Source organism: Streptomyces sp. XM4193 (assembly GCF_023072595.1).
Lineage (GTDB): Bacteria > Actinomycetota > Actinomycetes > Streptomycetales > Streptomycetaceae > Streptomyces.
Map to the genome: position 1 here is coordinate 297939 of NZ_JALLGK010000007.1, position 21038 is coordinate 318976.

The following is a 21038-nucleotide window of genomic DNA, read 5'->3' on the forward strand; positions in this document are numbered from 1 at the left end:
ATGCCGAGCCCGGAAGGGCTCGGCGGCGGACGGCCCTCGTCGGCCGCCGAAGCCCGTACCGGCGCTTCCTGCCGAGTCTCCGTGAGTCCCGGGAACCGGTCAAGAGCGCCTGTTCACCGTCGGGCGCCCCTGAACTCCGGTGCCGCCGGCCGCGGTTGATCGACCGCGGCCGGTGCTTCCCGTCGCGAGAAGCCGGCTGTCACCGCGGTTGCGGCGCCCCGACGACCCTTCGAGCCTTGCCCGTCGGATGCCCGGAACCCGGCGGCGGTCCGACCGGTCCGCCGCCGGCACCCGCGGCCGGCCCGGCGGCGGCCCGGAGCCCGGCGGGCGGTTCAGCCGCCGGAGGCCTCGTCGGGTACGGCTACCTCGTCGAGCACGGCGAGGACGGACTCGCGGTCGCCGGGGCCGGAGAGCCAGAGTTCGGCGTGGTAGTAGCCGTCCGCCTCGTACCCCTCGGGCGTCAGACCGGCCGCCCGGACCGCCTCGAGAGCGTGCCGCTGCTCCTGGGCGGAGGTGAAGCGGCGCTGTCGGTGGGTGCCCGGGCCGCGGACCGTGGTGAGCCCGTGCTCGGCGAGGGTGCGGACGATCCCGCCGTAGTCGACCGTGCGCAGCACCAGCGCCAACACCCAGGCGTGCGGCGGCAGATGGCGCACCAGCCGGGCGAAGGTTCGTTCGGTGACGTAGCCGACGCCACCGCTGACGGTGACCAGCGAGACGCCGCCGAGCGCCGCTTTCAGTGCCTCGCTGGGTTCGTTCCGCTCCAGGTCCTCGTGGTGGCTCCGCTCCAGGAGGCCGGCGTCCCGGGCGTAGCCGACGGCGTTCGCGGCGGCGTCCAGGCCGAGGGTCCGCACGGCGTCGTAGCGGCGGTGTGCGGCGTAGAACTCCCGGTCGACGGCGAGGAGTTCGGCCGGACCGGGCCGGGTGGTCGCGCTGCCGCCCGGGTCCGCGGCCTCGGCGCCGGTGTCGTGCCGTGCGTAGTGGCGGTAGAGGTCGTCCAGGGTGAGCGCGTGGTTGAGCAGGGCGGCGTTCAGCCCGTAGGAGCAGCACAGGTCGAGCACTGCGAGGGGGCCGCGCTCGGCAGCCGCAACCAGCGGCTTGGTGCCCAGCAGACGGCGGGTCAGTTGCTGTGCGTGGTGCGGGATTCGGTACTCGTACGGTCGCAGGGTGCGGTAGTACGCACGGGGGTCGGGCTGGTCGTAGATGTCGTCGAACGACGATTTTCCGCCGGTCGCGGACGCGCTGTCGGGCACGGCGGCCGCCGGGTCGGTCTGCCTCGCGGGTTGCTCCGTGTCATTCCGGTTGCTCCTCATCACTGCCTCGCTGTCACTCGTGTACGGGACAATCACTGGCGCTTGTCATGCTCGCAGCAGTACGGATCCGTGAAAAGCAGGCAGGTTCAAGCCACTCGGGGAGCACGGACCGGCCCCGAACCACGAGCGGACCGGCCCGAACCACGAGCGGTGCGGCACCCCGGGGGACGCCGCACCGCTCTTCGTGCCCGAGTGGTCAGCGCCCGTAGAGCGCCTCGATCTCCGACTCGTGCGCCTTGAGCACCGCGGCCCGCTTCACCTTCAGCGAGGGCGTGAGCATGCCGTTCTCCTCGCTGAACTCCCCGTCTATGATGCGGAACTTGCGGATCGACTCCGCCTTGGAGACCGCCTCGTTGGCGTAGTCGACGGCCTTCTGGACGTCCGCGATCAGCTCCGGGTCCTCGCGCAGCTCGGAGAGCGGGGTGTCCTTGGGCCGCTTGCGCACCGCCAGCCAGTGCTCCCTGGCCTCCGGCTCCAGGGTGACCAGGGCGGAGATGTAGGAGCGTCCGTCGCCGAGCACGATGCACTGCCCGACCGGCGGACGGCTGCGCAGCCGGTCCTCCAGCACCGCGGGCGAGACGTTCTTGCCGCCGGAGGTGACCAGGATGTCCTTCTTGCGACCGGTGATGCTGAGGTAGCCGTCCTCGTCGAGCGCGCCGAGGTCGCCGGTGGCGAACCACTGGTCGTGCAGCACCTCCTGGGAGGCGGCCGGGTTGTTCCAGTACTCACCGAAGACGATGCCGCCCTTGATCAGCACCTCGCCGTCGTCCGCGATCCTGATGGTGGTGCCGGGGACCGGCTGGCCGACGGTGCCCGGACGCGGGCTCAGCGGCGGGGTGATGGTCGCCGCGGCGGTGGTCTCGGTCAGTCCGTAACCCTCGTAGATGACGATGCCCGCGGCGTAGAAGAAGAGACTCAGCCGCTTGTCGAGCGGAGAGCCGCCGCTGATGGCGTAGCTGAGCCGACCGCCGAGCTCCTTGCGGATGCGGCGGTAGACCAGCAGGTCGTACAGGCCCGCCGCCAGTCGCAGCCCCAGCTTCGGGCCGGCGCCCGTGCCCAGGTACTTCGCCAGCGACGCCTCCCCGAAGTTGACGCCGATCCGGTCGGCGCGCTCGAAGGAGGCGCCGCGCCCCAGGTTCTCCGCGGTGGCCCGGCCGGCGTCGTGGATCTTCTCGAAGAGGTACGGCACGCCGACCACGAACGTCGGCCGGAAGCTGCGCAGTTCGGGCCGGAGTTCGTCGGGCTTGATGCTCGGGCAGTGCCCGACCTCGATGCGCGCCATCAGGCAGGCGATCTGGATGGTGCGACCCAGGATGTGCGCCAGCGGGAGGAAGAGCAGCGTCGAGGCGTCCTGCTTGGTCACCTCGCGGAAGACCGGATGCAGCAGCTCGATGGTGTTCGCGGCCTCGGCGAGCAGGTTGCCGTGGGTCAGCACGCAGCCCTTGGGACGGCCGGTGGTGCCGGAGGTGTAGCAGATGGTGGCGATGGAGTCCGGGGTCAGCGCCGCGCGGCGGCGGGTGACCTCCGCGTCGTCGATCTCCCGCCCGGCGGCGGCCAGTTCGTCCATGCCGCCGGCGTCCAGCTGCCAGATCCGGCGGTCCTCCTCCAGCGCCTCGGCCGCCAGCTCCACCGTCTGCGCGTTCTCCGGGGTCTCGGCGACCACCAGCCGCGCGTCGGAGTCCTGGAGGATCCAGCGGACCTGGTCCGCGGAGGAGGTGGCGTAGATCGGCACCGTCTGGCCGCCCGCGGCCCAGATGGCGAAGTCCAGAACCGCCCACTCGTAGCGGGTGCGCGACATCAGCGCGACCCTCCCGCCGGGCTCCAGCCCGGCGGCGATCAGGCCCTTGGCCGCGGCGTTCACCTCGTCGGCGAAGACCTTCGCGTTGACCTCGTCCCAGCCGTCGGCGGTGCGGCGGCGCAGCGCGAGCGTCCCGGGCTGCTCCTGGGCGTTGGTGAACGGGATGTCGGCGGTGCTGCCGCTCGCCGGCGGCTCGACCAGGCGGGAGGCGCGCGCCTCCCGTACGACGCCGCCCTCCTTGACGGTCTCCACCTTCACCCGGTCGGCGAGTTCGGGATGCTGTTGCGCCCTCTTGAGGTCCTTGCGTACGCCCATCCTGTGGCTCCTGTTCGCGGCTCGTGCGTCGGTCTGCGGGTCGCGGTCGTGGTCGATGAAGTGCCCGCCGCCGGTGTGCGGCGGGCTCCCCCGGGCGGTCCGACTCAGCGCTCCAGTACGGCCGTCACTCCCTGCCCGCCGGCGGCGCACAGCGAGATCAGTCCGCGGGCGACCGGGCCGCCGTCCTCGGCCGGACCGCGCTCGCGGGCCTTCTGGTCGAGGAGCTTGGCGAGGTTGGCCACGATCCGTCCGCCCGTCGCGGCGAAGGGGTGACCGGCGGCCAGCGAGGAGCCGTTGACGTTCAGCCGGTCGCGGTCCACGCTGCCGAGCGCCTCCGGCAGACCGAGCCGCTCGGCGCAGAAGTCCGCGTCCTCCCAGGCCGCGAGGGTGGCCAGCACCTGGGAGGCGAACGCCTCGTGGATCTCGTAGTAGTCGAGGTCGCCCAGACGCACGCCGACGTCCTCCAGCAGCCGGGGCACCGCGTACACCGGAGCCATCAGCAGACCGTCCCGGCCGCCGACGAAGTCCACCGCGGCGGTGCGCGAGGCGCGCAGATAGGCGAGCACCGGCAGTCCGCGCTCGGCGGCCCACTCCTCGGAGGCCAGCAGTACGGTGGAGGCGCCGTCGGTGAGCGGAGTGGAGTTGCCGGCGGTCATGGTGCCGCCGGAGCCGCCGAAGACGGGCTTGAGCTTGGCGAGCTTCTCGACGCTGCTGTCCGGACGCAGGTTCTGGTCGCGCTCCAGGCCGCGGAAGGGCGTCACCAGGTCGTCCTGGAAGCCCTGTTCCCAGGCGGCGGCAAGGCGCTGGTGGCTGGTGGCGGCGAGCAGGTCCTGGTCCTCGCGGGTGACGCCCCACTGCGCGGCGGTGACCGCGGCGTGCTCGCCCATCGAGAGCCCGGTGCGCGGCTCGGAGTTCTGCGGGATCTCGGGCACCACGTGACGCGGCCTGATCCCGGCCAGCGAACCGAGCCTGGAGGGCACGCTCTTGGCCCGCCGGGTGCGCAGCAGCACCTTGCGCAGTTGGTCGTTGAGGGCGAGCGGTGCGTCGCTCGCGGTGTCGACGCCGCCGGCGACACCGGCGTCGATCTGGCCGAGCGCGATCTTGTTGGCGACCAGGACGACCGCCTCCAGGCCGGTGCCGCACGCCTGCTGGAGGTCGTACGCCGGTGTCCGCGGGTCGAGTTCGCTGCCGAGGACGACCTCGCGCACCAGGTTGAAGTCCCGGCTGTGTTTGAGGACCGCGCCCGCGGCGACCTCGCCGAGCACCTCTCCGGCCAGGTTGTACCGGTCGACCAGCCCGCCCAGGGCAGCCGAGAGCATCTCCTGGTTGGAGGCGGTGGCGTAGGCACCGTCCGAGCGGGCGAACGGAATGCGGTTACCGCCGATGATCGCGACGCGGCGCCCGATCGAAGCCATGTCTGCTGCTCCTTGTGGTCTGACCGTACAGTTCTTACTGTTGGGTAAACTTACTCACGCGTAGGGAGAAATCAATGGCTGACCGCTACCAAAAACTGACCTCCGGGGGTGCGGGAGGCTTCCTCGCCAAGCGGCTGGGCCTTCCCCAGCCCGAACCGCTGCGTCGCCATCTCCCCGGCGCACCCGCCTTCCCCGGCCCGATCGTGCTGGGCGGTCAGCCCTCCGGGCGCGTGCTGAAGTCGCTGCACAGCCAGCTGGAGGCAGCCGGTGCCCAGGTCGAGAGCGGCACCGAGCCGCGCGCCGACCACCGCCCCGACGCGCTGGTCTTCGACGCCACCGGCATCCGCCACAGCGACGAACTGCACGCGCTGCACACCTTCTTCCACCCGCGCATCCGCTCGCTGGCCCCCTCCGGCCGGCTGCTGGTGATCGGCACTCCCCCGGAGCACACGACCACCGCCCGCGAGGCCGCCGCCCAGCGCGCGCTGGAGGGCTTCGTACGGTCGGCGGGCAAGGAGCTCAGGCGCGGCGCGACCGCCCAACTGCTGCTGGTGGCACCCGGTTCGGAGGAGGCGATCGAGTCGACCACGCGCTTCGTGCTCTCGCCGCGCTCGGCCTACGTCTCCGGCCAGGTCCTCGTGGTGGACGGCGACCGGGGCAGCGCCCCGCAGAGCTGGGACCTGCCGCTGGAGGGAAAAACCGCCGTGGTGACCGGCGCCTCGCGCGGCATCGGCGAGGTCATCGCCGCGACACTGGCCCGCGATGGCGCCCACGTCGTCTGCCTGGACATCGCAGCCCAGGGCGAGCAACTGCGCGCGGTGGCGCAGCGGATCGGCGGCAGCGCACTGGAACTGGACGTCACCGCCGAGGACGCCCCGCAGGAACTGGCCCGCGAGCTCCTGGAGAAGCACGGCGGCGCGGACATCGTCGTGCACAACGCCGGCATCACCCGGGACAAGACCCTGGGCCGGATGAGCCGCGACCGCTGGGACTCCGTACTGGCCGTCAACCTCTCCTCCGTCGAGCGGCTCAACGACCGGCTGCTGGACGAGAAGGACCCGGTCGTCGCCGAGGGCGGGCGCATCGTCTGCGTCTCCTCCATCAGCGGCATCGCGGGCAACGTGGGCCAGACCAACTACGCCGCCAGCAAGGCCGGCCTCATCGGCCACGTCCGCTCGCTGGCGCCGTACACCGCGGACCGCTCGGTCACCGTGAACGCGGTGGCGCCGGGCTTCATCGAGACGCAGATGACCGCCCAGGTGCCGCTCTTCATACGCGAGGCCGGACGCCGTCTGAACAGCATGAAGCAGGGCGGGCAGCCGGTCGACGTCGCCGAGGCGGTCGCCTACTTCGCGTCCCCGGCCAGCGGCGCGGTGACCGGCCAGGTCCTGCGGGTGTGCGGCCAGGGCCTGTTGGGGGCGTGAGGGGATGAGCGCGTACACCACACAGGAGCTCACCGGGGCGCCGGGACTCGCCGGCATGTACCTCAGGGCGGTGCTGCCCAAGAAGGGCGCACCGCGCGAACTGCCGGACAGGCGACTGGTGTTGCGCGGCCGGACCGCGAGCGAGAAGCACCTGGCCGAGTACGCCCGGGTCTGCGGCTTCCAGGAGCACTCGGTGCTGCCGGCCACGTATCCGCACATGGTCGCCTTCGGGCCGTCGATGGCCCTGATGACGGCGGCGGACTTCCCCTTCCCGCTGCTCGGCCTGGTGCATGTGTCCAACACGATCGAGCAGCTGCGCCCCCTCCGGGCCGGCGAGACTCTCACGTACCAGGTGTGGGCGCAGGACCTGCGGTCGCACCCCAGGGGCAGGGTCTTCGACATCAGGGCCGAGGCCGACGACGGCACCGCCACCGTCTGGCGTTCGACCAGCACGTATCTGCGCCGGGGCGGGGACGGGGAGGAGGCCGCCGGATCCGGGCGCGCCGAACCGCCCGCGGCCTCCTTCGAGGACGCCGGACTGACCCAGGAGTGGCACGTGCCCGGTTCGGTCGGACGCCGGTACGCCTCGGTCTCCGGCGACCGCAACCCGATCCACCTCCACCCGCTGGCCGCAAGGCCGTTCGGCTTCCGCAGCTCGATCGCACACGGCATGTGGACCAAGGCCCGCTGCCTGGCCGCGCTCTCGGAGCGGCTCCCGGAGGCGTACCGGGTGGAGGTCGCCTTCAGGTCTCCGGTGCTGCTTCCGGCCTCGGTGCGGTTCGCGGCCGCGCAGACCGGCCGGGACTGGCACTTCGGGCTGCGCGGCGCGAGCGGCAAGGAGCGCGAGCATCTGCGCGGCTCACTGACGGCGCTGGACTGACAGGTCTCCGCCGGCCGCGACCGGAGGACTCGGCCGGAGGCCCCGGCCGGAGGGCTCGGCGCCGTACGGGTCGTCAACTCCGTACGGCGCCGCCCCCGTTGGCGGGCGCGGGCGGCGGGCCCGGAGTCTGGGTCTGGCCCGGGGTCTGGGCCTGGATCGGGTCCGGCGTGGGGGCCGGGGTCACTGCGGCGGGTCCGGTGCGACCGGCGGCAGCCACGCCTCTCCGTTCAGGACGTTGCGCATGCCGACCCAGAGCATGTTCATCAGCCGCAGGGTGACGGCCTCGGGAGCCTGGCCCGGATGGCGCTCCATCCAGTCGGTCACGTAGTCGGCGGCGCCCACCAGCGCGTGCGCGACGAAGTCGGCGTCCTCCTCGCGCAGATCGGCGGTGCTGCCGCTCTCCGCGATGCCGTCGCTGATCAGCCCCGCGACCTGCTCCATCACCGCCCGCCTGGCGAGCGCCACTTCGCCCGCGATGGTCTCGCTCAGCTCGGACGCCTGACGGTGCAGCACCACCCAGCTGTCCCGGTGTTCGGAGACGAAGCCGAAGAAGGCCCCGAGCCCTGCGTACAGCCTCGCGTCCGGCCCCTGCTGACCACGCGCAGCGGCCTGGAACGCCGTCACCAGGCGCTCGGCCTCGCGCCGCAGACAGGCGACGAACAGACCTTCCTTGGACTCCAGGTAGAGGTAGACCATCGGCTTGGAAATGCCCGCGAGGTCGGCGATCTCGTCCACCGAGGCGGCGTGGTAGCCGCGTTTGGAGAAGACCGTCACCGCCACGTCGATGATCTGCTGTTCGCGGATCCTCCGTGGCACTCTGCGCTTGCGTTGCTCCTTCACCCTTGCCAGCCTACCCAGCCCGAGCTACCTTACTTCGCAGTAAGATTACTTCTCAGTAAGGATCGGTCATGGCTGACGACATCACCAGCGATCTGAGCAAGCTCGACTTCGCCAGCGTCTCCCCCGAGGAGTTCGCCCGCATCGTCAAGAAGCTCTCCACCAAGGAGATCAAGGAGCTGGCGCAGGGCGAGCTGCGGACCCGCGTGCTCAGCGAGGTCTTCGGCCGCATGGAGAAGCAGTTCAAGGCGGAGGCGGCGGGCTCCACCGAGGCCCTGATCCGCTGGAAGATCGACGGCGAGAGCGAGGTCGTCTACGAGACCCTGATCTCGGGCGGCACCTGCACCGTCACCGAGGGCCGCAGCGACGCCGAACCCCGCGTGACCCTGCTGATGGGCGACGCGGAGTTCCTCAAGCTCGTCTCCGGCAACTCCAGCCCGGTCACCATGTTCATGACCCGCAAGCTGAAGATCGCCGGCGATGTCGCGCTCGCCTCCGGTCTGACGCGGCTCTTCGACATCCCCAAGGCCTGAGGGGCGCACCGCACATGAGCTTCTCTCTCGAACTCGACGAGGACCAGAAGGACCTGCGGGAGTGGGTGCACGGCTTCGCCGCCGACGTCGTACGCCCCGCCGCGGCCGAATGGGACGAGCGCGAGGAAACCCCCTGGCCGGTCATCCAGGAGGCCGCGAAGATCGGCCTCTACGGCTTCGAGTCGCTCGCCGAACTCTTCGGCGACCCGACCGGGTTGTCGCTCCAGATCGCCAACGAGGAACTGTTCTGGGGCGACGCCGGCATCGGCATGTCGCTCTTCGGCACCTCCCTCGCGGTCGCCGGGATCTTCTCCGCCGGCACTCCCGACCAGCTCGCCGAGTGGGTCCCCCAGTGCTTCGGCGACGAGTCCGAGCCGCAGCTCGCCGCCTTCTGCGTCTCCGAGCCTCAGGCCGGCTCCGACGTCTCGGCCATGCGCACCCGCGCCCGGTACGACGAGGCCAAGGACGAGTGGGTCCTCAGCGGCCAGAAGGCGTGGATCACCAACGGCGGCATCGCCAACATCCACGTCGTGGTCGCCTCCGTCGACGCCGAACTCGGTGCGCGCGGACAGGCCGCGTTCATCGTGCCGCCCGACACTCCGGGACTGGAGGGCAGTCGCAAGATCAAGAAGCTGGGGCTGCGCGCCTCGCACACCGCCGACGTCTTCCTGGACGACGTACGAGTGCCGGGCAACTGCCTCCTCGGCGGCAAGGAGCGCCTCGACCGCCGACTGGCAGCCGCCCGCGAGGGCAGGACCTCCAAGGGCCAGGCGGCGATGGCGACCTTCGAGGTCAGCCGACCGACCGTCGGCGCCCAGGCGCTCGGCATCGCCCGCGCCGCATACGAGTACGCGCTGGAGTACGCCGGTGAGCGGGAGGCGTTCGGCCGACCGATCATCGACAACCAGTCCATCGCCTTCACCCTGGCCGACCTGCGCACCGAGATCGAGGCCGTACGGCTGCTGATCTGGCAGGCGGCGTGGATGGCGCGCACCGAGAAGTCCTTCACCGCGGGGCAGGGCTCGATGTCCAAGCTGCGGGCCGGCGAACTCGCCGTCAGCGCCACGGAGAAGGCGATCCAGGTCCTCGGCGGCGCGGGCTACAGCCGGGAGCACCCGGTGGAGCGGATGTACCGCGACAGCAAGATCTACACGATCTTCGAGGGCACCAGCGAGATCCAGCGGCTGGTCATCGCCCGAGCCATCTCCGGGCGGCACATCCGCTGAGGTCGGACGACATCGCACCTCTCCGCGGACGCCTGAACCCCGCGGAGACTCGACTGGCGTGTCGCGTCCTGTCGACGGGCGTCGGGAGGGTTCTGGGAGACACACCGCGTCTCCTGGTTGAGCGGGGGTACAACTCGTACCCCCGCTCAACCACGTCCGGACGCATCCGCCGCCCGCCGCACCTCCTCCAGACGCGCGACGATCCGCCGCCCAGTCGCCGACGTCGCCTGCGACCGGGCGCCTCCACACCCTGCGGGGTGATGCGCGCCCAGCCCGGGAATCTCCTTCCGAGCCCCGTTCGTCGGCAGCCACTGTCCGACGCGTGGCCCGGACCCGGGGCGACGCCGTCGCGCGCCAGGACCGCCACGGGCCGGCACCGCGCCGACGGGAGGACGGCGAACTCGTCACAACGGTGCTGGAACTGCGCGCCGACGGTCTTGAGCTGCGAGCGTTCGAGGCCGTGAACCGGTGTGTGATGGGGCTGCGTTCACAGGCGACACCCAGACCGGAGGTGCCCCATCCAGCTGGATGGGGCACCTCCGGTCTGGGCATCAGGCTGCCGAGCGTGTCTCCCCGCGGGGTGCGGACTCAGGTGCAGCCGTTTCCTCCGCCCGATCCGACTCGGCCCGGCGTGAGCCGCGGTTGGTCTTCGCCCCCTCAGCCTTCAGCGCTTCACCCTTGGAACGTTCCTTTATCAACTGGGAGACGCGCTGGAACGAGACGCCGAGGATGCGTCCAGTGTCCCGCTGACTCAGCCCTTCGGCGAGCATCGCCGCCGCGGACTGCATGGCTTCGCGCTCCTTGGCCGCGGCCCTCTCCGATTCCGCCCGCGCCTCTCGGACTCGCGCCAGGGCCTCTCGCTCCTCGGCGGAGAGCACCGGCGCAACACGGACCCGCACATCCTCGGGTTCGACGTCGGTCATGGCAGCAATGGCTTCCCGCACAACCTCGTCGGCTTGGTCGAGGCGTTTCGCCTGGCTGAAAACTCCGGGAAGTTCGGGTACTTCGAGCGCCCACCAGTCGCCGGAGCGGCGGGCCGTGACTTCGTAGGTTCTCATCGCCACCAGTCCTTCCCAAGCGCTGTCTCCAACCGCTTGCAGATCCCCTCGGCTGTCATCTCGTTGACCTCGGCGTGCTTGGGGATCACGACGGAGATGTCGCCGCAGCACCACATCTGGTGGCTGCCCTTCTGGCGCTTCATCTCGAAGTCGATGCCCTGAGCACTCGCGGCGTCTCTGATCTTCTTGACCAGAACTCCGTGCTTCACAGATAGGTCTAGGAACACTGGACAAGTCAAGTCAATTTGAGCCAGACAGGCCGATTCCGGATGCGACGCCCCCGTGTCCTTGCCTGACCGCGTGGTTGGGCTCTCCGCGTTCAGCGCCGTGCCCAAGTGCGCCCTCGCCGGACTCGAGACCGCGCCGTCGGCGAAGCTTCGGCGGATCTGCGAGTGTGCCCGGTTCCCGGCCCGCCTCAGGGGCGAGATCGAGCAGGACGCACTGCCGGGATGTGGCGGCCGCACGCAGAAAGCGCTTCGACATCAGAGCGCCCCGGGGCTCATCACCCCATCCAGCTGCACTCGGCCGGGGACAGTGCTTCGCGCACCGACCAGCCGCTCACCCGCTGCGGGTGCGGGCGCCGGCAGGGCGGCCAGTACGAGTGGGCCTTGCCCTGGCATACGAAAGGGCCGCCCACTCGGGAGGACGGCCCTTTCGGTGCAAGCAGCGGCATACCGCCGCTGCTTGACGGCCCCGCACGTGCGTGTGCCGCAGGTGCGCACGCCGCCGCGCGGGCTGCGCGGAGCCGGACAGTGCGCCGTGGCGGGGTCAGAGGCGTTCGAAGCCGCGGACGCGCTCCCAGTCGGTGACCGAGCGCTCGAAGGCGGCCAGTTCGGTGCGTGCCGCACGCGCGTAGTGCGCCACCACGCTCTCGCCGAAGACCGCGGCGGCGATCTCGCTGGACTCCCAGCGGTGCAGCGCTTCGGTGAGGGTGCGCGGCAGCTGCGGCACCTCGGGGTCGGCCAGCGCGTTGGAGCTGTGCGGCGCGGGCAGCGGCAGGGTGTTGTCGATGCCGTACAGCCCCGCGCCCACGGCCGCGGCCACCGCCAGATAGGGATTGGCGTCCCCGCCGGGCACCCGGTGTTCCAGGCGCAGCGAGTGGCCGCTGCCGACGACGCGTACGGGGCAGGTGCGGTTGTCGCGGCCCCAGCCGATGCCGGTGGGGGCGAAGGCGCCGGGCTGGAGGCGTTTGAAGGAGTTGATGTTCGGCGCCATCAGCAGCGCGAAATCGGCCATGCAGGCCAGCTGCCCGGCGACGAAGTGCCGCATCAGCGCGGACATCTGCGCCGGATCGTCCTCCTCGGCGAAGGCCGCGCTGCCGTCGGTGCCGCGCAGCGAGAGGTGCAGATGGCAGGAGTTGCCCTCGCCCTCGTCGAACTTGGGCATGAAGGTCAGGGCGTGGCCCATCTCGGCGGCGATGTGCTTGGCGCCGTTCTTGAACACGACGTGGTTGTCGCAGGTCTCCATCGCCTCTGCGTAGCGGAAGACGATCTCGTACTGGCCGGGGTGGACCTCGGCGCGCGCGGTCTCCATCCGCAGCCCGGCGCGCACCATCTCGCGGCGGATGCGCCGCACCACGGGCTCGATGGAGGACAGGCCTTGGAGGGCGTAGTCGACGTTGTACCGGGTGGCGGGGCGCAGCCCGTGGTAGTTGCGGTCCCAGGCCTGCTGGTAGGTCTCGTCGAAGACCAGGAACTCCAGCTCGGTGCCGGCGAAGGCGGTCAGTCCGCGGTCGGCCAACCGGTCCAGCTGGGTGCGCAGCACGCGGCGCGGGGCTATCTCCACCGGATCCCCGCCGGGCCAGGTGGCGTCCGCGATGACCTGTGCGGTGCCCTCGTCCCAGGGCAGGAACCTGAGGGTGGCCGGGTCGGAGCGCAGTACGAAGTCGCCGAAGCCCGACTGCCAGGCGTCGATGGCGTAACCGGGCCCGGTCTCCATCTCGGCGTCGGTGGCCAGCAGGTAGACGCAGGCGCCGAACCCCTCCTCGGCGGCTTCGTCGAGGAAGTGCTCCGCCGAGAGCCGGCTGCCCTGGAGACGTCCCTGGAGGTCGGGCACCGCGACGATGACCTCCTGCACCCGGCCGGCGGCGACCTCCGCGCGCAGTCGTTCCAGGGGCGGGGCGTCGGTGGTCATCGGGTCTCCCGGGGGGACGTGCCGGATGCGGCGGCGGACGTGGCGGGTGCGGCCGAAGTGCCTGCTGCGGCGAGCGGGTTGGCGATACGGCCGTGGACGACGTCGAACCCCTCGTCGCGCTCGGCGCGGTCGTGGAAGCCGCCGCCGAGCAGCTGCTCGCGGTTGAGCGCCACCCGGTCGAAGTCGGCGGCCAGCAGCCCGAACTCCGGGAAGCGGTCGGCCAGTTCGGGCCGGCTGTCGTGGTAGCGCTCGATCTCCCGGCGCACCATGGACCAGAACTCCGGCTCCGGCACGTCGAGTTCGTCTGCCAGCAGCGGGGCGAAGAACCGGAAGTGGCCGGCGAAGACGGCGCTCAGCAACGAGTGCGCCAGCTCGTGCGCGGGCCAGCGCAGCAGCACCTCGCGGGCGCGGTCGGTCAGCGCGGCGTACTCGGGCAGTTCGCCGGGGAGCAGGTTGACGTCCTCGGCGAAGTCCTTGACCGCGATGCCGATCGGGACGTCCCGGGCGTCGTAGAGGATCACCGTGTTCTCGCCGTGCGGGCAGAAGGCGACACCGTACCGGTAGAGGTGGTGGAGCAGTCCCGGCAGCAGGGCGCGGAGGAAGCGGTCGAGCCACTGCACGGCGGAGAGCCCGGAGCGGTCGACCAACTCGCCCACCAGGGTGGCCCCGTCGGAACCGGTCTTCAGCAGCGCGGCCATCGTGCGGGCCCGCTCGCCCTCGCCGAGCAGCTCGCTCACCGGTTCGCGCCACACCGCGCCGAACAGCTCGTGGTAGCGGTAGGGGGCGTCGGCGACCGACTCGTAGAGCGGGTGGCGCACCGAGACGGCGGCGACCTCGCCGAGCGGGTGGAAGCGCAGCTCCTCGGAGAGGAAGGGGTCCTCGGCACGGAGCCGGTGCAGCCAGTGGCTGATGTCGGGTGCGGCGTGCGTGGGCGCCGGCGAGAGTCCGCGCCAGACCAGGGTGTTGCGGATCATCAACGGCACCTTGACGTTGCGGCGCCCGGGGTGGTCGAGGTTGGCCAGGGTGCGTATGGACTGGAGGGGCCGGTAGCGGTCCGGCCCCTCCCCCAGGTGGACGATGCGTCCCTCGGCGAGCTCCGCGCAGTAGAGGGTGGAGACGGCCTCGTCCCAGTGGAAGGGGTGCACCGGCAGCCAGACGAAGTCCTCCGGCTCGAGACCGCCGACCGCGCACGACTCGCGCAGCGCGTCGGCGAAGGCCTCTCGGACGGCGGGGTCCAGCTCCTCGCCGAGCAGGGTTTCGGCGTCCAGCCCCGGGACGCCCGAATAGGCGGCCAGCGAGGTGTGCGCGGCGACCCACACCAGCCGTACCTCGCCGGCGGACTCCGGTGCGTAGGCGGCGGTGTCGGAGGCGGAGAAGCCGAGTCTGCCCTTGTTGAGGAGCATGCAGGGGTGGCCGTCCTGGTGGGCCTCCAGATCGAGGTGGTCCAGGTCGGCGAGCGCGGCCGCGGGCAGCGCGGTGGCCAGCGAACGGGCGTCCGCCCGGCGGGTGGCGGTGAGTTCGCGCAGCACCTCGGCGGTGGTGGGCCCGTCCCAGTCGAGCACGGCGCGGGCGTCCAGCAGCAGCCGTTCGGGTCCCGCCTCGCCCTCGGCGACGGGGTGGCGGGCCAAGCTGCCGGACGTGACGCGCCAGGTGCCGAAGGTGCCCCGACGGGCGCGGAAGGTCCAGCGGACCGGCCCGAACTCCAGCCGGTACGACGCCTCTTCGCCCTCGGACTCCTCGGCGGGATCGTCCGCCACTGGGACGAGCAGCTCCTCGTAGGCGAACTCCTCGACCGCCTTGAGCAGCAGCCGCTCGCCTGCGCGCTGCCATGCCTGGTGGGTGGATGGGTTCACTGCTGCTTCTCCTCCGGAAGGCCGCGGCCGGGACGTACGCGGACGGCGACGGGTGCGGACACGTGGGCGGTCGGGGCGGACGCTCCGGGAGCGCCGGCGGGCACGGGCGGGGCGGACGCGGACGTGCCCGGGGCCGCCGAACCCCCGCCGCCGGTGGGCGTGTTGACGTTCTCGGGGCGGGTGGAGCCGGAACGGGCGCCGGGGGCGTCCGGGCGGGGGACGTCCCGGCGACGGGGGTCCGGGCGAGGGATGTCCGAGCGGCGGGCGGCGCCGGGCCGCAGAGCGGCGAGCAGGCCCGCGACCACCAGGGTGAGCGCGGCGAGCGCGAGCGGCAGGGCGAGGTCCCGGGCGACCGCGGTGGCCGCGATCAGCGGCGCCGCGATCAGGCCGGCCGACCGCACGGTCTGGACCACGGTGAACGCCGGGCCGGCCGTACCGGTGGCGCGGAACATCCGGAGCTCGACGGCGACCTGCGCCAGCCCGAGCCCCAGGCCGAACAGCAGCCTGCCGCAGACCAGTCCGGGCACCGAGTCGGCCGCGTACTGCCACCAGAGCCCGGCGGCGGTCAGCAACAGGCCGGCGGGCAGCAGCCGTTCGCCGAGCAGCCGCCGACAGCGCGCGGCCAGCGGCAGCACCGCCAGCGCCGCCACGCTGGGCAGGAAGAACAGCACGGCGGCGCCGGTCGCCCCGCTCTCCAGGTCCAGGGCGTACGCCGTGAAGAAGGGGCGCACCAGCGCCGCGGCGAAGTCGAACGCGACGCCGATCAGGGCGACCTGGGCGAGGAGCAGCAGCCAGCCGCGCCGGCCGGGACGCAGCGCGCCGGCGGGCGGGTCGGCGGGCGGCGCGACGGACGAGTCGGCGGGTGTGACCGGCGCACCGGGCGCCGCCGCGGTGGTCGCCGGGGCCGCGGCGGGGGCGGCCGTCGTCGCCTCGGGGCGTGCCGGCAGGCGGCCGAGCGATCGGTGGATCAGGACCGCGAGGACCACGTCGAGCAGCGCGAAGGCGGAGATGCCGATACGGGGGTCGGGCAGGGCCAGCACTCCGGCGCCGACCATCGTGGAGGCGACGATCGACAGGTGGAAGACCACGACCACCGCGCAGATGCCCGCCAGTCGCGCTTCGTCGCCGTCGTCCGCGGCCTTCGGCAGTCCGGCGCTCCGCTGCCGGCTGTGGTGCCGGGCGTGCTCGGCGATGAAGGCGGGATAGGCCAGCAGCAGCGCGGCGTTGGTGGCGACGGAGGCGGCGGAGAGGGCCGTGAACGCCGCGTGGCTCGGCGCCAGACCGAGCGAGAGGTCGAGCACCGCGGCCCCGCACAGCCCGGTGAGGACCAGTCGGTGCAGCGGCCAGCGGCGCGCGGCCAGTCCCCACAGCGGGAGCGCCGCGAGTCCGACGACGCGGCAGACCCAGAGGTAGACGCCGGTGGCCGAGGGGTCGTCGATGTCGTAGAGCCGTTCGAAGAGCTGCGGCAGGAACGGCGCCAGCGCGGTCTCGGAGACCAGGTAGAGGCCGATCACCGAGATCAGCACCAGTCGTGCGCGGCGCCCGCCGCCGGTCTCCGGTGCGGGTGCCGCGGCCGGGGAAGCGGTCACGGGTGGCTGCCCGTCTGCTCCTCGGCGCCGTCGCGCGCGGTGGGCACCGCCCGGACGCCCGGGTCGGGGGCACCGAAGGTGGTCCAGGCCGCCCGCTCGGGAACGGGCAGCACGACCCGGTCGGCGGCCGAGTTGAGGATGGTCGCGGCCCGCCAGGCGCCGAGGGTGAGGTCGGGGGCGCCGACGCCGTGGGTGTGCATCTCGGCGTTCTGCACGTAGAGGTTGCCGACCACGCGGGCGTCCAGCGCGACCCGGTACTCCCCGTCGACCCGGTAGCGTCCCCGCTCGTCCCAGTCGACCAGCTCGGCGAGGCCGTCCAGGAAGTCCGGGCGCCGGGCGGCGTATCCGCTGGCCGAGACGACGGCGTCGGTGCGCACGGTGAACTCGCTGTCCTGCTGGCGGTGGCGGCAGGTGAGCAGATACCCCCGGCCCTCCCGCTCGGCGGTCAGCAGCTCCACTCCCGGGTGCAGCCCGGCCCGGGGTGCGCCGCCGCCGATGGTGCGCTCGTAGAGCTCGTCGTGGATGTCGGCGAGCGTCTCGGCGCTGACGCCCTTGTACAACTGCCACTGCTGGGCGACCAGTTCCTCGCGCCGCTCCTCTGGCAGCGCGCGGAAGTAGTGGATGTAGTCCGGGGTGAAGTGCTCCAGCCCGAGCTTGGAGTACTCCATCGGCGCGAACGCCGGGGTGCGCGCGAGCCAGCGCACGTACGGGCCGCCCGAGCCCTCGCCGTCCTGCTGCCGCACGAGGTCCAGCACCACTTCGGCGCCCGACTGCCCGGCGCCGATCACCGTGACGTCCTCCGCCTGCGCCAGAGCTGCGCGGTGGTGTCCGTAGTCGGCGCTGTGCAGAACCCGCCCGCGGTGCTCCTCGGTGAGGAACTGCCGCAGCGGCGCCGGGAGTTGCGGAGTGGTGCCGACCCCGAGGACGACCTGCCGGGCGTACACCAGCTGCTCTGCGCCCTCCGCCGAGCGGTGCACCAGCGCGAACGCCTGCTCCGACTCCTCCCAGCGCAGCTCGGTGACCCGGGCGTCGAAGCGGCAGGAGGGCAGCGACTGCGCCACCCAGCGGCAGTAGTGGTCGTACTCGCGGCGCGGGATGTGGAAGCGCTCGGAGAAGAAGAAGGGGAACATCCGGTCGTGGGCGCGCAGATAGTTCAGATACGACCACCGACTGGTCGGGTCCGCCATCGTCACCAGGTCGGCGAGGAAGGGGACTTGGAGGACGGTGCCCTCCAGCAGCAGGCCGGGGTGCCAGGAGAAGGCGGGCCTGGCGTCGAGGAAGAGCGTGCTCAGCCCGGGGGCGCCGTCGGCGAGCGCGGCCAGCGACAGGTTGAACGGGCCGATGCCCACGCCGACCAGGTCGTAGCGGGGGTGGTCAGTGGAAGCGGTCACCGCGTGGCCTCCGCGAGAGGGTTGGGGAGATCGACGTAGACGGACTGGGTGTGGACGTCGCCGACGAGCTCGTCGAGGCCGTCGACACAGGTGAGGTAGTTGCCCTTGCAGCGCAGGGTGGGAGCGTCGAGCATCAGGTCGAGCACCCCCCGTACGCCGGGCTCGGTGGCGCGCAGCTGCTCCAGACGCGCGCGCAGCCGCCGGAGCAGGTCCTCCTCGTGGGCCAGCCGCAGGGCGCCGAAGGCACCGATCAGACCGAGCAGGTTGTTGATGCCCAGGTAGTAGACGACGCGTTCGTCGACGAGGGCGTCGTCGAAGACGAGCTCCACCCCGTCGGCCACGCCGGGCAGCAGCGCCTCCAGCTCCTCGGCACGGGAGGCGGCCAGATAGTAGCCCTGGCTGTCCCGGTACCAGCCGGCCTCGGGAAGTCCGTCCCGGCCGAGGGCGACCAGGGTGTTCTGGTGGTGCGGTTCCAGCGCGAGGCCGTAGCGGGCCTGGAGCCGCAGCAGCGGTACGGCGAGCACGTCGAGGTAGCGATCGAGCCAGCGCGCCGACGCCTGGCCGGTGGACAGTCCGTGCCGGGCGGCGGTGTGCTCCACCGCGCGGCACAGCAGTGCGCGGTGGCGGGGAGGCGAGCCGTCGCCGGGGCCGGTGCGTTCGGCCAGCAGGCCGGCCACGCACAGGCCGGCCGGGCCGCCGGAGGTGAACGGGTTGTCCCGCAGCGACGTCTCCAGTCCGGTCTCCTCCCGGCCGGGACCGGCGGAGAACCACCCGTGGTCGCGCAGCACGGTGAACTCCGGGTGCTCGCGGCGCAGCCAGTCTGCGGGCCCGGCGGCCAGCAGCCGCGCCGCGCCGACGCCCAGGCGCATCTCGCCGCGCAGGTTGTTGCGGCGGGAGTTGGTGATGCGCATGCCGAGGGAGAGCTTGAGCATCGTCTCGCTCGCCCGGTGGTGGACGGTGCGCAGCGAGGACGTGGGCGACCACCGGGGCCCGTGTGCGCCCAGTGAGCGCAGGGTGCCGTCGGCCAACAGGCCCTGTACCGCGGGCCGTTGCAGGATGTCCCTGGCCTGCCAGGGGTGGGCGGGGAGCGCCAGCATCCCCTGCGGCAGCAGTCCGTCGCCGTCGAGACCGGCGAACCGGCCCAGCTCGCCGAGCAGTTCGGCGGCCTCGCGTCCGTCCGCGGACTCGCCCACGACGATCGACGGATCGGCGGCGAACCAGTGCAGCGCGAAGGAGCCGCGCAACTCGGGCGAGCAGTCGCGCAGTTCGGCCTCCGACGCCTCCTCCCGGCTCTTGGGGGCGGGGTGGAAGGGGTGGCCGAGCAGCAGCGCCTGCTCGCTCTCCACGAACCCCGGCTCCGCGGCGCCCGGCGGGTCCGGCTCTGCGCGGCGCGCGGCCAGATGGGCGGTGGTGCGCTGCGCGGAGTTCAGCACCCGCGCCACCGCGTCGGTCCCCAGGTGCGGCGGCACTCCGCGGGTCACCGTCGTCTCGCGGACCGCCGCCGCGGCGACGAGCGCCACGTCCGCGGGCGCGGCTCCCGCCGGCGTGACCACGGTGGGCGTGCCGAACCGGTGCCAGCCGGTGCGCGAGCGGTGCCGCACCGGGACGCTCAGCCCGAACCCGCTTGCGGGCAGGGCGAGTTCGAGCGGCGCTCCGGCCACCGGCACCTCGGTGCCGGTCTCCCGCACGTACGCCCGCAGCAACGACTCGCAGGCCGCCGAGTCACCGGCGCGCGCCGGGTCGGGGTCGTCCAGCGGATCGGGGCCGTCCAGCGGGCGCGGGTCGTCCAGCGGGTCGGGGGCCTCCGGCGGGTCGGGGGCCGTGTGCTGTTGTGGGGCGAGCGGTGGGTGCGAGGCGTTCAACGGGGCGGGGAGGGGCGGCGGTTCGGGCGCGGCGGCGGTCCGCTCGGGCGCGGGCTCGGTGGCCTGCGGCCGAACGGGCCGGGGGCCGGCGGTCACAGCATCGTCCGCTCGGCGGCGGGGTGGCCGAGGAAGTGCGGCATCGCGAACTCCCAGCCGTAGGAGCCGGAGTACGGGAAGACCACCAGGTCCCCCGCCCGTACCCGGTCGATGTGCACCTCCCGCAGCAGGGTGTCCTCGGGGGTGCACAGCTCCCCGACGACGGTCACCCGGGTCCGGGCGGCCTCGGGGCGCGGCAGCCCGGCCGGCCACGCGTCGATCGGCAGCACCGCGACGTTGTGCACGATGTCCCAGGAGGTGGGCAGCTGGAAGTGGTTGATGCCGCCGCGCAGCATCGCGTACGCATGCCCGTAGGAGGACTTCACATCGGTGACCTCGGCCGCGTACCAGCCGCAGTCGGCGACCAGGAAGCGGCCCGGCTCCATGATCACGCGGGCCCCCTCGGGCGGCGCGGACCGAGCGATGAGTTCACCGAATCGGGTGGTGTCGAAGGGCTCCTCGCCCTCGAAGTTGACGCCGATGCCGCCGCCGATGTCGATCTGGCGCAGCTCGATGCCGTGCGCGGCAGCCGTCGCGGCGGACCACTCGACGCACCAGCGCAGATACGCGGCCTGGCTGACGGCGTCCAGGTTGTTGGAGGCGGCGTGGATGTGGAAGCCGACGAGGTCGAGCCCCGGCAGCCGGGCGGCCTCGGTGAGCACTTCCGGCACGTCCGGCTCGGGGACGCCGAACTGCGAGGGCTCCCCGCCCATGTGCAGGGAGCCGGTGACCGGGATGTTCTGGGGGTTGACCCGCAGCGCGACCCGGGCCGTGGTGCCCTGCTCGACGGCGACGGCGCTGATCCGGTGCAGCTCCAGCAGGCTCTCGGCGTTGATGGACTCGACCTCGGCGCGCACCAGGTCGGTCAACACCGGCACGGATTTGGCGGGGCCGGCTGCCACCACCGCGAGCGTCCCCGCCGGGCCCGAACCCGATCCCGTCGCGCCGGGCGCCAACGCCTCGCGGGCCAGGGCAAGTTCGGAGCGCGAGGCGACCTCGAACCCGTCCACGTGCGGGGCGAGCGCGGCCAGTACGCCGGGGAAGGAGTTCGCCTTCACCGCGTAGTAGACCTGCGCCCACTCGGGCAGTGCGGCGCGCAGTTCGCGGGCGCGTCCCGCGGCCACCTCGCCGTCGTAGAGATACGTGGCCAGCGGCTCCTCGCTGCGCGCGGAGAGCTCCCGCAGCCGTTCGCGGACGGCCTCGGGCAGTGCATCGGCGGGGTACGCGGAACGCGGGGCGGCGGACGGGGGGAACTCAACGGACACGGTGCTGCCTTCGAGTCTCGGTGACGGAAAGGACGAGTGGGCCGACTGGTGCG

Annotated in this window: 16 protein-coding genes; 4 read left to right on the plus strand and 12 right to left on the minus strand. The window is 72.5% G+C overall.

The window, feature by feature from the left end; all coding sequences use genetic code 11:
• Window positions 1-332 precede the first annotated feature (332 nt).
• The 3 genes from MTQ01_RS19435 to MTQ01_RS19445 form a co-directional block, all read right to left on the minus strand.
• Window positions 333-1310 carry a hypothetical protein gene (locus MTQ01_RS19435; protein ID WP_247491935.1) on the minus strand — a complete coding sequence of 326 codons (978 nt, stop codon included), beginning with the start codon at window positions 1308-1310 and terminating at the stop codon, window positions 333-335.
• Window positions 1311-1506: 196 nt separating this feature from the next.
• Window positions 1507-3423, minus strand: coding sequence for a long-chain fatty acid--CoA ligase (locus MTQ01_RS19440; protein WP_247491937.1), 1917 nt, complete (start codon window positions 3421-3423; stop codon window positions 1507-1509).
• 104 nt (window positions 3424-3527) lie between these two features.
• Window positions 3528-4838, minus strand: a complete 1311-nt coding sequence (locus tag MTQ01_RS19445) for an acetyl-CoA C-acetyltransferase (RefSeq protein ID WP_247491939.1) — start codon at window positions 4836-4838, stop codon at window positions 3528-3530.
• A 74-nt stretch (window positions 4839-4912) separates the two neighbouring features.
• Between MTQ01_RS19445 and MTQ01_RS19450 the strand changes: the two genes are divergently transcribed.
• Both MTQ01_RS19450 and MTQ01_RS25000 read left to right on the plus strand, forming a co-directional pair.
• On the plus strand, window positions 4913-6262 hold the full coding sequence (locus tag MTQ01_RS19450; protein ID WP_247491941.1) for a 3-oxoacyl-ACP reductase: 1350 nt from the start codon (window positions 4913-4915) through the stop codon (window positions 6260-6262).
• 4 nt (window positions 6263-6266) lie between these two features.
• Window positions 6267-7142 (plus strand): MaoC/PaaZ C-terminal domain-containing protein, encoded by an 876-nt coding sequence (locus MTQ01_RS25000; protein ID WP_282613865.1) that lies wholly within the window; start codon window positions 6267-6269, stop codon window positions 7140-7142.
• A gap of 180 nt (window positions 7143-7322) precedes the next feature.
• On the opposite strand, the gene MTQ01_RS19460 is transcribed toward MTQ01_RS25000, so the two are convergent.
• The gene (locus MTQ01_RS19460; protein ID WP_247491943.1) at window positions 7323-7982 is read right to left on the minus strand and encodes a TetR/AcrR family transcriptional regulator; all 660 of its coding nucleotides are present in this window, start codon (window positions 7980-7982) and stop codon (window positions 7323-7325) included.
• Between the two features lie 68 nt (window positions 7983-8050).
• On the opposite strand from MTQ01_RS19460, the gene MTQ01_RS19465 reads away from it, so the two are divergent.
• Window positions 8051-8512 carry an SCP2 sterol-binding domain-containing protein gene (locus tag MTQ01_RS19465; RefSeq protein ID WP_247491945.1) on the plus strand — a complete coding sequence of 154 codons (462 nt, stop codon included), beginning with the start codon at window positions 8051-8053 and terminating at the stop codon, window positions 8510-8512.
• A gap of 14 nt (window positions 8513-8526) precedes the next feature.
• The gene (locus tag MTQ01_RS19470) at window positions 8527-9738 is read left to right on the plus strand and encodes an acyl-CoA dehydrogenase family protein (RefSeq protein ID WP_247491946.1); all 1212 of its coding nucleotides are present in this window, start codon (window positions 8527-8529) and stop codon (window positions 9736-9738) included.
• Between the two features lie 551 nt (window positions 9739-10289).
• On the opposite strand, the gene MTQ01_RS19475 is transcribed toward MTQ01_RS19470, so the two are convergent.
• From MTQ01_RS19475 to MTQ01_RS19510, 8 genes are all read right to left on the minus strand, one after another.
• Entirely contained in the window at window positions 10290-10796 is a 507-nt protein-coding gene (locus MTQ01_RS19475) for a type II toxin-antitoxin system HicB family antitoxin (protein ID WP_247491947.1), read from the minus strand.
• The gene (locus tag MTQ01_RS19480) at window positions 10793-11005 is read right to left on the minus strand and encodes a hypothetical protein (protein WP_247491948.1); all 213 of its coding nucleotides are present in this window, start codon (window positions 11003-11005) and stop codon (window positions 10793-10795) included. Before MTQ01_RS19480 ends, MTQ01_RS19475 begins: the two co-directional genes overlap by 4 nt.
• A gap of 559 nt (window positions 11006-11564) precedes the next feature.
• Entirely contained in the window at window positions 11565-12929 is a 1365-nt protein-coding gene (locus tag MTQ01_RS19485) for a glutamine synthetase family protein (RefSeq protein ID WP_247491949.1), read from the minus strand.
• Window positions 12926-14782: an IucA/IucC family protein gene (locus MTQ01_RS19490; RefSeq protein WP_247491950.1), complete on the minus strand. Its 1857-nt coding sequence runs from the start codon at window positions 14780-14782 to the stop codon at window positions 12926-12928. Before MTQ01_RS19490 ends, MTQ01_RS19485 begins: the two co-directional genes overlap by 4 nt.
• Window positions 14779-16371, minus strand: a complete 1593-nt coding sequence (locus tag MTQ01_RS19495) for a hypothetical protein (protein ID WP_247491951.1) — start codon at window positions 16369-16371, stop codon at window positions 14779-14781. The genes MTQ01_RS19490 and MTQ01_RS19495 overlap by 4 nt, the downstream gene beginning before the upstream one ends.
• Window positions 16368-17762, minus strand: coding sequence for a lysine N(6)-hydroxylase/L-ornithine N(5)-oxygenase family protein (locus MTQ01_RS19500; RefSeq protein ID WP_247491952.1), 1395 nt, complete (start codon window positions 17760-17762; stop codon window positions 16368-16370). The genes MTQ01_RS19495 and MTQ01_RS19500 overlap by 4 nt, the downstream gene beginning before the upstream one ends.
• Entirely contained in the window at window positions 17759-19720 is a 1962-nt protein-coding gene (locus MTQ01_RS19505; protein WP_247491953.1) for an IucA/IucC family protein, read from the minus strand. Before MTQ01_RS19505 ends, MTQ01_RS19500 begins: the two co-directional genes overlap by 4 nt.
• On the minus strand, window positions 19717-20985 hold the full coding sequence (locus MTQ01_RS19510) for an alanine racemase (protein ID WP_247491954.1): 1269 nt from the start codon (window positions 20983-20985) through the stop codon (window positions 19717-19719). The genes MTQ01_RS19505 and MTQ01_RS19510 overlap by 4 nt, the downstream gene beginning before the upstream one ends.
• Window positions 20986-21038: the final 53 nt, after the last annotated feature.